The organism is Paenibacillus pinisoli (genome assembly GCF_003605435.1).
GTDB lineage: Bacteria > Bacillota > Bacilli > Paenibacillales > Paenibacillaceae > Pristimantibacillus > Pristimantibacillus pinisoli.
On sequence record NZ_QXQB01000004.1, the window covers coordinates 386,433 to 401,005 of the forward strand.

General features: G+C 48.7%; 11 protein-coding genes, 1 pseudogene and 1 riboswitch. Of the genes and pseudogenes, 10 read left to right on the forward strand and 2 right to left on the reverse strand.

The window, feature by feature from the left end; translation table 11 throughout:
* Positions 1-8: 8 nt before the first annotated feature.
* From D3P09_RS18865 to D3P09_RS18890, 6 genes are all read left to right on the forward strand, one after another.
* Positions 9-1,424: an FAD-binding oxidoreductase gene (locus tag D3P09_RS18865; protein WP_120112947.1), complete on the forward strand. Its 1,416-nt coding sequence runs from the start codon at positions 9-11 to the stop codon at positions 1,422-1,424.
* 7 nt (positions 1,425-1,431) lie between these two features.
* Positions 1,432-2,805, forward strand: a complete 1,374-nt coding sequence (locus tag D3P09_RS18870; RefSeq protein WP_243644305.1) for a (Fe-S)-binding protein — start codon at positions 1,432-1,434, stop codon at positions 2,803-2,805.
* A 152-nt stretch (positions 2,806-2,957) separates the two neighbouring features.
* A complete protein-coding gene (locus tag D3P09_RS18875) occupies positions 2,958-4,412 on the forward strand; it encodes a spore germination protein (protein WP_243644307.1) in 1,455 nt (484 codons plus the stop codon).
* 13 nt (positions 4,413-4,425) lie between these two features.
* Positions 4,426-5,505, forward strand: a complete 1,080-nt coding sequence (locus tag D3P09_RS18880) for a GerAB/ArcD/ProY family transporter (protein ID WP_120112950.1) — start codon at positions 4,426-4,428, stop codon at positions 5,503-5,505.
* Complete coding sequence (locus D3P09_RS18885; protein WP_120112951.1) at positions 5,498-6,622, forward strand: Ger(x)C family spore germination protein; 1,125 nt, start codon at positions 5,498-5,500, stop codon at positions 6,620-6,622. Before D3P09_RS18880 ends, D3P09_RS18885 begins: the two co-directional genes overlap by 8 nt.
* Positions 6,623-6,739: 117 nt before the next feature.
* Complete coding sequence (locus D3P09_RS18890) at positions 6,740-8,761, forward strand: methyl-accepting chemotaxis protein (protein WP_165867502.1); 2,022 nt, start codon at positions 6,740-6,742, stop codon at positions 8,759-8,761.
* 67 nt (positions 8,762-8,828) lie between these two features.
* On the opposite strand, the gene D3P09_RS18895 is transcribed toward D3P09_RS18890, so the two are convergent.
* Together D3P09_RS18895 and D3P09_RS18900 are read right to left on the reverse strand one after the other, a co-directional pair.
* Positions 8,829-9,821 carry a Gfo/Idh/MocA family protein gene (locus D3P09_RS18895; protein ID WP_120112953.1) on the reverse strand — a complete coding sequence of 331 codons (993 nt, stop codon included), beginning with the start codon at positions 9,819-9,821 and terminating at the stop codon, positions 8,829-8,831.
* On the reverse strand, positions 9,818-10,804 hold the full coding sequence (locus tag D3P09_RS18900) for a Gfo/Idh/MocA family protein (RefSeq protein ID WP_120112954.1): 987 nt from the start codon (positions 10,802-10,804) through the stop codon (positions 9,818-9,820). Before D3P09_RS18900 ends, D3P09_RS18895 begins: the two co-directional genes overlap by 4 nt.
* Positions 10,805-10,937: 133 nt before the next feature.
* Between D3P09_RS18900 and D3P09_RS18905 the strand changes: the two genes are divergently transcribed.
* The 4 genes and pseudogenes from D3P09_RS18905 to D3P09_RS18915 all read left to right on the forward strand — a co-directional run bounded on the left by D3P09_RS18905 (position 10,938) and on the right by D3P09_RS18915 (position 14,114).
* Positions 10,938-11,822: a helix-turn-helix domain-containing protein gene (locus D3P09_RS18905; protein WP_120112955.1), complete on the forward strand. Its 885-nt coding sequence runs from the start codon at positions 10,938-10,940 to the stop codon at positions 11,820-11,822.
* A 208-nt stretch (positions 11,823-12,030) separates the two neighbouring features.
* Positions 12,031-12,177, forward strand: a riboswitch (cyclic di-AMP (ydaO/yuaA leader).
* Positions 12,178-12,283: 106 nt separating this feature from the next.
* Positions 12,284-12,946, forward strand: a complete 663-nt coding sequence (locus tag D3P09_RS18910) for a potassium channel family protein (protein ID WP_120112956.1) — start codon at positions 12,284-12,286, stop codon at positions 12,944-12,946.
* Between the two features lie 280 nt (positions 12,947-13,226).
* Positions 13,227-13,400, forward strand: a pseudogene (locus tag D3P09_RS28505) (transposase); the annotation flags it as partial.
* A 78-nt stretch (positions 13,401-13,478) separates the two neighbouring features.
* Entirely contained in the window at positions 13,479-14,114 is a 636-nt protein-coding gene (locus tag D3P09_RS18915) for a hypothetical protein (protein ID WP_243644309.1), read from the forward strand.
* Positions 14,115-14,573: the final 459 nt, after the last annotated feature.

The following is a 14,573-nucleotide window of genomic DNA, read 5'->3' on the forward strand; positions in this document are numbered from 1 at the left end:
AGGTTTATATGCTAAAAGCCGAAATTACAGCCAAGCTTCGCGCTATCGTAGGAGAGAAGCATTATCGAGACGACCAGGAAGCGCTGGTCGCCCATTCGTATGACGGAACGCCAATGCTGCAATCGCTGCCGGACGGCGTTATTTATCCATCCTCTACTGAAGAAATATCTCAAATTATGAAGGTGCTGAGCGAATACCGGGTTCCGGTGGTGAGCAGAGGCTCGGGCTCGAACCTGTGCGGCGGCACAGTTCCGTCCGAAGGCGGAGTCGTCATGGTTATGCACAGAATGAACCGTATTCTTGAAGTCGACATGGAGAATTTGACGGCTACTGTGCAGCCAGGCCTCATTACGGCAGAGATGATTGCCCATATTGAAGAGCTCGGCTTGTTCTATCCGCCGGATCCGAGCAGCATGAAGATCAGTACAATCGGCGGCAATATTGCCGAATGCTCAGGAGGCCTTCGCGGCTTGAAGTACGGCACGACCAAAGATTATGTCATTGGTTTGGAAGCTGTACTTGCGAATGGCAGTATTATTCGTACGGGCGGCAAGCTTATGAAGGATGTGGCTGGTTATGATCTGACCAAGCTGCTTGTCGGCTCGGAGGGAACGTTGGCAATTATTACGGAAGCGACCTTGAAGCTCATTCCGCCGCCGAAGGCAAAGAAAACGATGCTAGCCATGTACAAGGACATTTACGGAGCTGCCCGTACGGTATCGAAAATAATCGAGTCCAAGATTATACCGGCTACGCTTGAATTTATGGACAACCCGACCATACGCGTGGTGGATGACTTTGCGAAGCTGGGACTTCCGCTTGATATGGAAGCGGTATTGCTGATTGAGCAGGATGGCGATCCGGAGACAGTAGAGCGCGATATTGCGCGCATCCGGGAAATATGCGAGCTGGAGAAGGCGGACCGTCTTGAAGTAGCGGAGAGCCGCGAGGAGGCGGACCGTCTGCTTACTGCGAGACGCAGCGCGTTCACGGCACTGGCGCGTCTTCGTCCGACTACGATGCTGGAGGATGCGACCGTGCCGCGTTCGAAGATTGCCGATATGGTGCTTCGCATTAACGAGATCGCGAAGAAATATAACGTCACTATCGCAACGTTCGGCCACGCGGGAGACGGGAATTTGCATCCGACGGCGACGACAGATGCCAGAGATAAGGAAGAGGTGCATCGCGTCGAAGAAGCGTTTGCGGAAATCTTCGAAGCTTCGATTGAACTGGGCGGTACGATTACAGGCGAACATGGCGTAGGTATTGTCAAGGCTCCGTATCTGGAATGGAAGGTAGGCGCTCCTGGCATTGAAGTCATGCGCGGCATTAAAGCGGCCTTCGATCCGCATAACTTGCTCAATCCAGGCAAAGTATTCGCGAAAGAATCAAGAAAAAGGGTGGTCCTGCAGCATGGGTGAGACTAACATGATGAATAAACCGGACATCAAGCATACAAATCCGCTGGCGCAAACGCTGCTCAACAAGCTGGATTACGACCAGCTTACGAATTGCATGCGCTGCGGCTTCTGTCTGCCGGCTTGTCCTACGTTCCGCGAGACAGGCGTAGAGCCGGAATCGCCGCGCGGCCGGATTGCTCTGATGAAGGCGGTAGCGGACGGGCTCATGGATCCGGACCAGGTGTTCCAGGATCAGATGAACCATTGTCTCGGCTGCAGAGCTTGCGAGCCAGTCTGTCCTGCGGATGTGAAATACGGTCAATTGATCGAGCAGGCAAGAGATGCGATCGAGGATCATGCGACGCACAGCGTTCCGGTCACAGGACTAAGAAAGCTAATGTTCAAAGGCGTCTTCCCGAAAAGAGGAAGCTTGAAGCTGCTGGGCGGCTCGCTTGCCTTCTATCAGAAGTCGGGCCTGCGCAAGCTGGCTAGAGGAACGGGCATGATGCGTCTGTTCCCCGATCATCTGCGCGAGATGGAATCCATTCTGCCGGACTCGACTTCGCGAGGCGTTATCGAGCAGGTCGGGACATTCTATCCTGCCAAGGGCACGCCGCTTGCCCGCGTCGCCCTGTTCCGCGGATGCATTATGGATGTGATGTTCGCCGGCACGAATGTGAATACCGTCGAGCTGCTGTCGGAAGCTGGCTTCGAGGTTGTCATTCCGAAGGAGCAGGTCTGCTGCGGAGCGCTGCATGCGCATAGCGGCGAGATGGATCAAGCGAGATCGCTGGCGAAAATCAACATTGACGTATTCAAAGACGCGGGAATCGATTACGTTGTATCCAATGCTGGAGGCTGTGGAGCGCTGCTGGTCGAATATGACCATTTGATGCATGAGGACAGCGATCCTGAAGTTCGCGAGAATGCCAAGTGGTTCGCCAAGCGCGTCATTGATGTAAGCAAGCTGGTCGTGGAGAAAGGCCGCATCCCTCGGTTTGCCGAGAAAATGAGCGAACAAGCCGATGTTACGGTTACGTATCAGGATTCCTGCCATCTTCGCAATGTCATGAAAAGCTCGGGAGCGCCGCGTCAACTGATGCGCAGCGTGGAAGGCGCATGCTACGTCGAGATGAAGGAATCGGACCGCTGCTGCGGCTCCGCTGGCATCTACAATGTAACGCAGCCCGAGATGGCCGGACAGCTGCTGGAGCACAAGATGGAGCATGCAGCTACGACGAACGCGCGATATATGCTGACAAGCAACCCAGGCTGCTTGCTGCAGATGAAGCTGGGTATCGAGAAGCACAAGCCTCCATTCCAGATGGAAGCCATGCATATTGTAGATTATCTGCATGAAAGACTGGTTCCGGCAGAAGACCGCAATCACAACAAGTCATAATTAAATAATTGATACGTTCGATGAAGAAGCCGCCAGCAATAGGCGGCTTCTTTTTTATGAGTGAACGAAACCCTATAAAGGATAATGCTGGTATGGATCGGGCGAAAATGGCGAATAGTATGATCATCCATTCCGGAAGGAGCGAGAAGATCATGAACCGCAATGAATCTGATGAGCAGCAGCAGGATCAGTCGGAGCTATCCTCGCCCCCAACCTTGCAGCATGTCCTGGCCAACTTTTCGGACTGCTTCGATTTGACTCATCGGGTTTTTCCGAAGATTGGTGTAGATCTGGTATACTTCAGCCATCTATTGGGGAGTGAGGAGTTTACCAGAGATGTCATTATACCGCTCGACAAAGTGGATCCTGTCGATGTTGGCGTGCTGTTAGAACGCTCGCAGTTCTATTCCTCGACCGATTCCAAAACCGTCATTATAGGAATTCTGGAGGGAAAAGTAGCCCTGTTTCATGAAGGACAGGTTTATCTTGTTGATGTTTATAAACCGGATGCGAGAGCCATCTCCCAGTCAGAGACGGAGACGGTGATCAACGGTCCGCATGATTCCTTCGTAGAGGCGGCGAAACAAAATCTATCTCTTATCCGCAGAAGGGTAAAGAGTCCTCATCTGAAGGTTATAAAGCTGGAGGTCGGGGAAGTGACCAAAAACGATGTATATATCCTATACATCGATGGCATTGCCAATCTGAACTATGTACATGAGCTGGTCGGGCGGATACAGAACATCGAAATTGATGCCGTCCATGACGGCAATATGCTCATTCAATATATAGACGATTTCCCCAATTCGATATTTCCGCTTTTTCCAACGACAGAGCGTACGGATGCGGCTGTATCCAGGCTGGTTGGCGGCAGAATAATCGGGATTTTGGACGGAAGTCCGTCTGTCTTTTCGGCCCCGGCTTCCTTCTTTGAATTTTTTTCATCGCCGGACGATTATTATCAGCGCTGGGCACTGGGCTCTGCCATTCGTATTTTAAGGCTGGTCGCTTTTCTTATTACGGTTACTTTTACCGCCATGTATGTATCAGTGACCACTTTTCATTATGAAATGATTCCGGAGGATCTGCTATTAACCCTTACGGAATCCCGGGCACGAGTGCCATTTCCGCCGTTGTATGAGGCTTTGCTAATGGAGGTAACGATCGAGCTGCTTCGGGAGGCTGGGGCCAGATTGCCTACGAAGATCGGGCAGACCATCGGTATCGTAGGCGGTATTGTCATCGGGCAGGCAGCCGTCCAAGCAGGCTTGACCAGCAATATATTAATTATCGCAGTCGCTTCTTCAGCGATTGCGTCATTTGTTATACCGAGCTACGTGATGAGCGCATCCATTCGTCTTATCCGCTTCGGCTTAATTATTTTGGCCGGCATGATGGGGAATCTGGGGCTTATGATGGGTTTTGCCTTGATTGTTATTCATCTATCGGGGCTGACAAGCCTCAATACGTCGTATCTAACCCCGCTTGCTCCGTTTAAGCCGCAGGATTGGCGGGACGTATTTATTCGCGCACCCTTCTGGGCGATTAAGGAAAGACCTACGCAATCGGGTACACCTAACAAGTTGAAAAATAGAATGAGAAAGTAAGTGAGGGAACAAAGTGAAGGAGAAACTGAATCCTTTTCATATCGCGCTGCTCATCTATATGATTCAATCCGGTGTTGTCATATTCAGCTTCCCGCGATTGATGGCGCGGAGCTTCGGTTATAATGGCTGGGCTGCTGTATTGATTTTTACAGCCATTTCCTCGTTTGTGATTTTTCTGATCTCGTTGGTATATCGATTGGGCGAAGGGAAATCCATATTCGATATTCTTGAGCAAGCGATCCCTAAGTTTATGTTATACCCGATCTATGTCTTCTTATTATCGTTATGGGCGATTTTGGGGTGTATGGTTGCCAAGCAATATGTCATTATCTTTCAAATGATTGCGTTCCCCTCGACCCACCCCATGTTTTTCAAAGCTTTGATTGATGTTTTATCATTCATATTGGTGATAGGCGGCGTCTATACGATATCCAAGGCTTCGACAACCTTTTTTTGGATGATAGCATGGATGCTCTTTCTGCTGTTCTTTTATTTCCAGGATTTTGAATGGGCAAGGCTTACTCCATTTTTCTTTCGGGGCGGTACCGATATGATGTGGGGCAGTCTCGATATTTACGCTGCTTTTCTTGGCTTCGAGCTGGCCTTGCTGTTATTTCCGTATGTTGAAAAAAAGGGGAAGTTCATGAAGGCAGTCTATATAGGCAACCTAATTACATCCTTGACCTACCTCACGTTCACCTTCATTTGTTTTGGGTTTTACAGCTTCGGACAATTGACTAGAATGAAATATCCGCTCTTGGAATTGCTTTCTTTTATCAGACTGCCATTCGTTGAACGGATTGAGAATTTGTTGTTCAGCTTCTTTCTATTTCCCGCCTTGATTACCATTGTGATGTACATATGGGCCGCCGTAGAGGTAGCGAAACGAATGGTACCGAAGGCAAATGCAAAATGGCATGCGGCCGTCCTATTCGTCCTTTCTTTTGCCGTGTCTTGGATACCTGACGTAATTGGTGAAGTAGAGCAATGGCTGCAATATCTAGGCTATGTAGAAGCTTCGGTTTCACTCGCTTTGCCGCTCTTGTTGATTATCGTTTTGTGGGTGAAAAAGGGAGCGATGAGACGTGAATAAGAGAACCGGGTTTTTCACTATACTCATTTTGGCGGTTCTGCTTAGCGGCTGCGGCGATCAACGCATCATAGAGAGACTGGGCTTTCTTCATACGGCAAGCTTTGATCTGATGCCAGCGGAGAATGAGCATTCAGAAGATCAATTAATGGTTTCGCTTACGTATCCGATTATTGATGCACAGTTAAGAAAGGTGAGATACGAGGTATTTACTGAAATTGCAAAAACAAGCAAAGAAGCTAAAATGAAAATTTCTAGAAAAAGTGAATTGAGATTGGTAAGCGGTCAGATGCGCAGCACGTTATATGGATTAAGCTTGTCGCGGAAAGGGTTATGGGATCATCTTGATACGCTGGTCAGAGACCCTGCCATCTCTCAGCGAATCAAGATCTCTGTCGTGAACGGCAATGCCAATGAGCTATTAAAAAAGAAGTATCCCTCTCATCCTGCAACAGGACAGTATATCGATCGGCTGCTGGATAAGGAAGCACGCACCAATAATGTGCCGGAAATTACGTTGTACGAATTTGCAAGGGATTATTTTGACGATGGAATTGACGCCATTGCTCCAATCATTAAGGATATAGGGGAGGATGTAGCGATCGATGGCATTGCATTATTTGACGGGGATCAGTATAAAACCAAGCTTGATGTTGATCAATCGATCTACTTTGCTTTTTTAAGGGACTCTTTTAAACGCGGAGATTTAAGCATTGATCTGGGGGATGTCGGATTAAGCGGGGAATATGTATTTAGTACATTAAGCAATAAAAGAAAAGTGAAAGTATCACGCGACAGTTCAGGTTCGTTCATAGTGGACATCGCAATGGAGATCAGAGGCTCGGTTTTGGAGTATACAGGTGCGTTTAAGCTTAGTGATCAGATCGAACGAGGAAAGCTTGAAAAATTGGTGTCGCAGCACATTAGCCGCAAGCTTGATACGATCATCAAAAAGCTGCAAAAAAACAATGTGGACTGCATCGGAGTCGGAAAATATGTGCGCAACAGCATGAGTTATTCCAATTGGTCGAAGCTGGACTGGAAAAGTTTATATCCCCAGGTGGTCATCCGTCCTGCCGTTCAAGTTACGATAAAGGACTATGGGAAATTTGAGAGATGAATGGAAAGTAGGCAGTATGAACTAAAAATTGTTCATAAATTTGTGTCGAATTATTTATTATTTTGTCGAAAATCTCCGATGAATGAATTATGTATGGCATCATTGGGGGGGACTACTATGAAAATTGCGGGTTGGAAATGGTTGAAAAGTTTAAGGGGTTCTGTTCGGTTCAAATTTATTGCCTTGCTGCTATGCTTAACCGTGATTCCGGTTTTGATTGTGGCCTGGATATTAACAAGCTTATTTTCCGACATCATAGAGAAGGATCTTAAGCAGCAGCAAATGATTGTAGCGACATCGAATGCAACAGCGCTTAGCGATTTGTTGGAGGGCAAAGTATCTGCTGTGGAAAGCATGGTGGATACCTATAAAGAGCAGTTTCTGAAGGGCAACGAGGAAAGCGTGGTGCCCTTGCTTCAGTCCATGAAGGCGATGAATCCTGACGTTAATTCCTATACGTATGCTTCGGCTTCGGGAATGTCCATCAGCGACAAGAAGGAAGCATTGGATTTATCGAAATTCGACAACTTTAACCGGATCAAAGAAGAGAAGACCGTGGGCATATCGGACATTCTCCATGACGGGATTTCTGACGAAAACATCATTATTATCGATGTGCCTATCGTTGATGATGGGCAGCAATTCCGCGGTCTGGTTCAAATGATCGTTAATCCGAGCCACATTCTGGATAATCTTAACCGGAATAAAATGAGCGAATCCAGCTATGCGTATCTGCTGGCTAAGAACGGCACTTATTTGGCCCACCCATCCGAAGATAAAATCGGCGAAGACTTCAGGGAGTATGCCGACGAGGCCAAAATCAAGGTTTACACCGAGCAGGTTTTCACTCGGGAATCCGGCACGGTTACCTATAGAGAGCTTGACGGTTTGAATAAGCTGGCTTCTTATGCTTCGGTTGAGATGACGGGGTGGCGAGTCATCGTATCAGGCGATGAACAGGAGCTTCTGACGAGCGCAATAGATGCAACGAACACAGGAATTATCGTAATTATAATTTGTTCGCTGGCTGTAGCGGTTATTTCGTATATCATAGCGGGACTTATTCTGCGGCCGATTTTTGCAATGTCCAAGCTTATGACGAAAGCAGCTTCGGGTGATCTGACCGAGAGGCTGCAGGTGAAAGGTGAAGATGAGCTTGCCCAGCTAAGAATCAATATGAACGGGATGCTGGATTCGTTCAAGATGACATTAATGAAGCTGACAGAAGCGATAGAGCATACAGCGGTATCCTCCGAAGAGCTGACGGCGACATCGGTTAATTCGGCCGCTGCAGCAGAGAAGACAGCAGCTGCAGTTGCGAGTGTGACCACTGGCGCGAAGTCGCAGCATCAGGGATCGGAGCAATCCTCTGTGGCGATGGAGGAGATGGCGATCGGCATTCAGAAGATTGCCGAGTCTTCCGGGCTTGTCAGCGAGCATGCTCAAATGATGCATGCCGACGTAATCGAAGGCGATCGCATTGTCCAGCTTGCCGTCGGTCAAATTACGCAAGCGAGCGGCGCAGTAGGCCGGTCGGCTGAGATGGTGCGGGAGCTGGAGGCGAAGACGGCGGAGATTAACGGCATTGTAGCCTATATTTCAGAAATCGCCGGCCAGACGAGTTTACTCGCGCTTAATGCATCGATCGAAGCGGCACGCGCAGGCGAGCATGGCAGAGGTTTTGCTGTCGTTGCTGAAGAAGTGAAGAAGCTTGCGGTGCAGACGACGGAGGCGACGGTTACCATCGGCTCGATTCTGCATGAGATTCAGAAGTCGACAGCTTCTACTTCAACAGCTATTGCGGGAGGCATCAGTGAGGTTCATAAGAGCGTGTTGATGTTTGATCAGGTTGGCCAGGCGTTTGACAGCATTATGAAAACTGTAAATGGCGTTTCCGCTCAAATACAAGAAGTATCCGCAGCGACGGAAGAGCTGTCCGCCAGCACCGAAGAAGTGTCGGCTTCTATGCAGGAGATTGTCGGCATATCCGAGCACGCTCTGCAAGAGCTGAACCGGATCACGGAGGATACGAATCAGCAGCGCGACTCCATGAAGGATATATCCGCTTCATCAGAATCGCTAAGCCGCATGGCTGCCGATCTGCAGGAGCTTGTAGCCCTATTCAAATTAAAGTCATAACATAGCTTGCTCATAAAAAAGGACCTCGCCCGGTCATCAAACTTGGGTGAGGTCCTTTCGTATGCCGTTAGGCATTAAGCTTTACAGGCTGGCCTTCTTGAATGGATTGATATCCCGCAAGCGCAACTGCTGCGGACCGCAATCCGTCCAAACCTGTTATCGGCACAGGAGTGCCGCTGCGGATTGCTTCCACGAAGGATCGTATAAGGTGCAGGTCCATATTGTCGCCCCAGTAATTCCATTGACCGAGTCCGTCCTGCTGGCTGTAGACTTCGTTAACCTGGGCCAGGGAATCGACCGACAATACGCCTTTCGTGCCAATAATCTCCATAGTGACGTCCCCCCAAGTCGGGAACGGGGGCTTGCGTGACCAGCTGGTATCCACGACTCCAAAAGTGCCGTTTTCGAATTTCACATGGATCATGCCGGCATCGTCAACCTTAAGCTGATCGTTGAACAAGGTAGAGGCATATGCGTACACTTGAGCAGGCTCAGAACCCGTGAACCAACGCATAAGGTCCATGACATGGACTGTATGATCCAGCAGTGCGCCGCCTCCGGACAGACTGCGGTCAACGAACCAGCCGGAAGGGGCTGTGCCGCGGTTCGTACCCTTGATCGCGACAATCTCTCCGATCTCGCCGCGGTCTACAGTTTGCTTGGCCTGCACGACCGCCGCCAGATAGCGGCAAGGGAATGCCGTCATAAGCTGGACTTTATTGCGCTCGCAGGCTTCAACCATTTGGTTCATCTCATCGATAGAAATGCCGAGCGGCTTCTCGCAAAGCACATGAATGCCTTTGCTCGCGGCTGCAATAGTGATCTCTGCATGCAGCGCATTTTCGGAGCAAATCACAACAGCATCCATAGGCTGCTCCAGCAGTACGTGATAGTCGTTATAGTAAGCAATATTATGCTTGCCCGTTGCTTCCGCCACTCTTGCGGGTACAGGATCTGCGATTCCAACAATAGTAACTTCCGGGATAGACAACAAAGCATCCAGATAGGAAAAGGCATGCTCATGGGCGAAGCTGATCATGCCGACTTTCAGTTGGCTCATTGCGCGTTGCCTCCTTTCAAGTAAACAGCTTTGCCGGTAACGGCGCTTTCCCTTGCATACAGGGCTAGTTCAAGCGCTTTATAGGCATCTTCTGCCGTAACAAGGGCTTCGCTTCCGTCCTCAATACAGCGAATGAAGTGCTCTAGCTGCAGCTCGTAAGGACTTCTGTATCCGGGGCTGCCCGGAATGACGACAGTACCGGTCGTATCGCTGTTTGTCCCTTGCTTGACGAGCTGGAGGGAGCTGCTTTTCAGGCTATTGGCTCGGATAATACCGGCGCTTCCGGCAATCTCTGCCTTAGTATGGAACGGGCCGGGGTAACCCCAGTTCGCTTCCACATTGGCAATGGCGCCGTTTTCAAAACGCAGGGTAACCAGCGCGTAGTCAAGTCCTTCCTTGGCAGCGCTTAAAGCATATAAGCTTTCAACTTCGCCGAAGCAAGAGCGGAGGAAGTCCAGATCATGGATCATCAGGTCGACGATGACTCCGCCGCTTAAGCTCTCGTCCGCAAACCAGCTTCCCGGATGCCCGCCAATCCGGCTTGCATGCGCGACCCCGGGACGGCCCAGCTTGCCGCTGTCCAGCGTTTGCTTGAGATGGTTGTAATCGGGGAAGAAACGGACAACATGTCCCACAAACAGGCGCACGCCGTTCTCTTCACAGATTGCCATCATCTCTTGAGCGTCTTCCAGCGTCAAAGCGATAGGCTTCTCGCAAATAATATGCTTTCTTGCTTTTGCTGCTTGAAGTGTATATTCTTTGTGTAAATAGGTAGGCAGCGCGATGCTGATCGCATCAAATTCCGCATTGTTCAGCATATCGCTGAATGAATAATATGGTATGGCTCCTGTTTGGGCGGCCATTGCATCAGCCAGCTGACTGTTTGCATCGCAAACGGCAGTTAATTGAGCGTTCGCAAGGCTGGCGTATACGCTGGCATGAATAGCGCCCATGCCTCCGCAACCTAGGACTGCAACTTTCATCGGGGGTCACCTTCCTTTATTAGTGGTTAGCTATGTCCTAATCATATAGGGGAGCAGCGGTCTGCGTATATGCGATTATTTAATGTTTTTATATCCATTTTCAACATTTCAAAGATTTGGGAGCGAGATAGACTTGGATATCATAAAAGAGCCGATCCATTATCAGAACCAGCAGCTTTGTCTGAAAGTATGGACGTTTTTGGTGGAAAGCCTTGCGGGCGCAGAGATGCCTAGCTGGCACTACCATAAGGAAGTGGAGTTTATACTGGTGCTGGCAGGTGTGCATGAGATGGATACGTTAAGCCGAACCTATCGTTTGGAGCCGGGTGATGTCATCGTAATTGGAACCAATCAGCTTCATCGCGCCGTTGGCCATCCTGGACATGAAGTAGAATATATCGTGCTGCATGTGGATTTGGAGCCGTACTTCGACCCTGCGACGATCAATTATTTGAGCTGCTTTATGGAGATTCTCCAGCCGCTTGACGGACTGAATGAGTTGTTTAGATCCAACAAGGAGGCCAGGGAGGCGGTAGGCAAGGCAATCTCATGTATTCATGAAGAAGTTATGGCAAGACGTCATGGCTACGAGGTAGCGGTCAGCATGCACATCAAGGCGTTGATGCTAGCCATGTTGAGACATGATGTGAATGGCATATTGACTCCGGGCGGGAAGCTGGATGCCCATGTTCTAAAGCCGGTCATTGCCTATATAGACGAGCATCTTGGCGGCAAAATAAGTATGCAGGAGTTAAGCTCGTTAGCCGGGATGAGTTATGTTTATTTTTCAAAATATTTCAAATCGCATATGGGCTTGGCGTTTACCGAATATGTCAATCGCAGGCGAATTGCGAAAGCTACGCGCCTTTTAGCCTTGACCAACCGAAAAATAACGGACATCGCACATTCTGTCGGGCTCGAAAATATGGCGCATTTCTACGAAATGTTCAAACGGTTCAATGGCTGTACGCCAAAACAATTCAAAGGGAAAATGACGTTGCCTGCTGAAGCAGAATAGCGGAGCTTCCCCTTATTTCCAGCTTGTTCGCAATAGGATAATCGCTAGTTGAGAAAAGCATCAATAAACGTAAATAATTCACGATCCGCTGATAATGCAATGCATGTAAACGCTTCTATCGGGCTTTTTAGGCTTTTTCCGCCGAAACATGTCTGGAATGCGCTTTTACAAAACATAAAGAAAGGAGTAGCATAATGCTCATAAATGAATAAGCGTAACGCTTAATGGACCGTAAGGTCCGGCGGGGGAACCAAAGCGATCATAATGGATCGCAGGGGTGAATCCATAGTTATGGTAGGGGGCTCTCGACTCCCGAATCCGTCAGCTAACCTCGTAAGCGTTGATCGGGAGATAAGTGCGCGCGCTTGTGTTCGTCATGACCACAGAGAGCCTGTTTCTCTGTGGTTTTTTGCTGTGTCCAGCTCCAATCAACAATGAACAGAAGAAGAGAGGCTCATCAGATGGGAAAACAGTATGTAGTCATAGGGTTAGGAAGATTCGGGGGCAGTGTGACGCGAACATTGCTATCGCTTGGCTACGATGTTATGGGTATCGACAAGGATGAGAAGAGAGTGCAGGAATACGCGCCGATCCTATCTCATGTCTATCAAGCGGATTCAACCGACGAAGGGGTAATGCGGGAGCTGGGCGTACGCAATATGGACCATGCCATAGTGGCGATTGGCGAAAACCTGCAAGCCAGCATATTGACTACCCTTATTTTGAAGGATATCGGGGTCAAATTTGTAACGGCCAAGGCGACCAACGATTATCATCAACGGGTGCTTGAAGGCGTCGGAGCCGATCACATCGTCCATCCGGAGCGTGACACGGGAGTGCGTGTTGCCCATCAGGTAACCTCCAAAAACATGATTGAATATTTGGAGCTGTCCCCTCAGCACAGTCTCGTCGAAATGATTGCGCCGCCAATCTTCTGCGGAAAAACATTAAAATCATTGGATTTCAGAGCCAAATACGGCTGCAGCGTCATGGCGATACGCAGGAGAGACAATGATCTGGTCGTATCCCCCCATGCGGACGACCATATTTTCGAAGGCGACATGCTTGTCATCATCGGCAAAAACAGCGATATCACCCGCTTCGAGCGCACGTTCGCAGACTGAGCGTCAATTCGACCTAAGTCCCGTAACTTTTTGTGATGAACTGAAGCAGATAAATTGCAGTACATTTCATCCGATCAAATTCTAAAGGGGCATAGCGGGCATAGTAGTCACAATTGTAATCCCAATAGCAGAATCATGGGGGTACCACTATTCAAAAGGGCTCCATTCTCCCTTCAGCTCAGGAACATGTAATAGCAACAATTACTACTCAACGCTTGTAAAAGGTTGGGTATTTTGTTACAATGAAATAAGAACATATGTTCTTTTTTTGGAGGGTGTTATGGGATATTCAGTTTTATGGCAAGAGTTTAATTCACTTTATCGGAGAGATGAGGACCTGCTGCCGCTTATTGAACGTTTGAAGTGGCCGTGTGGCTTCAACTGTTATAGTTGTGGGCATCGTACTGCCTATAGGATAGCCACGAGAAACCTGCCCCTTTATGAATGTGCGAAATGCAAATATCAACAGTCGCTAACGGCACATACCATTATGCATAAGAGCCGAACCTCTATTAGGAAGTGGCTATTTGTCATGTATTTAGTTGGCAAGTACGAGCGCAGCATCAATGCTGTGCAATTATCGGGGCTGCTGGATCTGTCATATAAGACAGCTTGGCGTATGCTGAACAAAATTCGTTCTGTCTTATCCGTTGAGTCAGCGCAATTATGGGGCGAGAATGTGGAGATTAAACATGAGGTTTTTAATTTGCAAACTATTCTAACCGATGATAGATTGCAGAAGGAGCGGTCTGTGGCCATTGTCCAATCGATAACACGTGACGAGAGAGACTGCGACAGCAGCTTCATTGCATTTCGATTACTGGACAGAAGCAAACAAGCGAGAGAGAACCTCGAATATACTGAACAAGCTAATTTGTTGCTGCAATTGAACTTGAGCTGCCATAACAGTGTTGAGGTGAATCCAAGATTTCAGCAGTTTCAAAGAAAACCCGCGGAAGAGTCATCAATTCCCAAGCGCACTTGCCACCCGCTATCATCAATTGCCATAACCGCTTTTAGTTGGATGAAGGACATGTTTCATGGAATAGGGATTAAGTATGCTCAGCAGTATATGGACGAATATTGCCTAAGACTGAACGCTTCCACAGGCGCTATTAAATGTGCATTTGAACATACTCTCCGTCTATCTCTCCAACGGCATCATTAATTTGTTTTACAATTCTCAGGGCTTAATTTTTTGTGGAATAAATTCCCTAGCCCAATTATGACCAGCATTCTTAAACTGCTATAAGATATGCAGCATTCTAATTCTCTCGTTTACCCATAAAACGCAACCCGTCCACCGGAAGCCCTGTAACCCCGCCTACCGTAAACAGTCGGCCGCAAGCCACGTACCTCATCAATCCCCAAATTGTCCGTCGCAATCCCCATATTCCCATCACCCAGCAAATTGTCCATCGCAAGCCCCGTATTCCCATCACCCAGCAAATTGTCCATCGCAAGCCCCGTATTCCCATCACCCAGCAAATTGTCCATCGCAAGCCCTGTAACCCCGTATACCAGCAAACTATCTACTGATAGCCTTATAATCTTATCTACCTACAAAGCGTTCACCGCAAGCCCCGTAACCATCTCCCCGTAAACTATCCACCTAAAGCTCCGTAAA

What these genes read in the sequence shown, in the direction of transcription:
- D3P09_RS18865 (WP_120112947.1), top strand. Translation starts at nt 9, where the DNA reads ATGCTAAAAGCCGAAATTACAGCCAAGCTTCGCGCTATCGTAGGAGAG.
- D3P09_RS18870 (WP_243644305.1), top strand. Translation starts at nt 1,432, where the DNA reads ATGATGAATAAACCGGACATCAAGCATACAAATCCGCTGGCGCAAACG.
- D3P09_RS18875 (WP_243644307.1), top strand. Translation starts at nt 2,958, where the DNA reads ATGAACCGCAATGAATCTGATGAGCAGCAGCAGGATCAGTCGGAGCTA.
- D3P09_RS18890 (WP_165867502.1), top strand. Translation starts at nt 6,740, where the DNA reads ATGAAAATTGCGGGTTGGAAATGGTTGAAAAGTTTAAGGGGTTCTGTT.
- D3P09_RS18895 (WP_120112953.1), bottom strand. Translation starts at nt 9,821, where the DNA reads ATGAGCCAACTGAAAGTCGGCATGATCAGCTTCGCCCATGAGCATGCC.
- D3P09_RS18900 (WP_120112954.1), bottom strand. Translation starts at nt 10,804, where the DNA reads ATGAAAGTTGCAGTCCTAGGTTGCGGAGGCATGGGCGCTATTCATGCC.
- D3P09_RS18910 (WP_120112956.1), top strand. Translation starts at nt 12,284, where the DNA reads ATGGGAAAACAGTATGTAGTCATAGGGTTAGGAAGATTCGGGGGCAGT.
- D3P09_RS18915 (WP_243644309.1), top strand. Translation starts at nt 13,479, where the DNA reads ATGTATTTAGTTGGCAAGTACGAGCGCAGCATCAATGCTGTGCAATTA.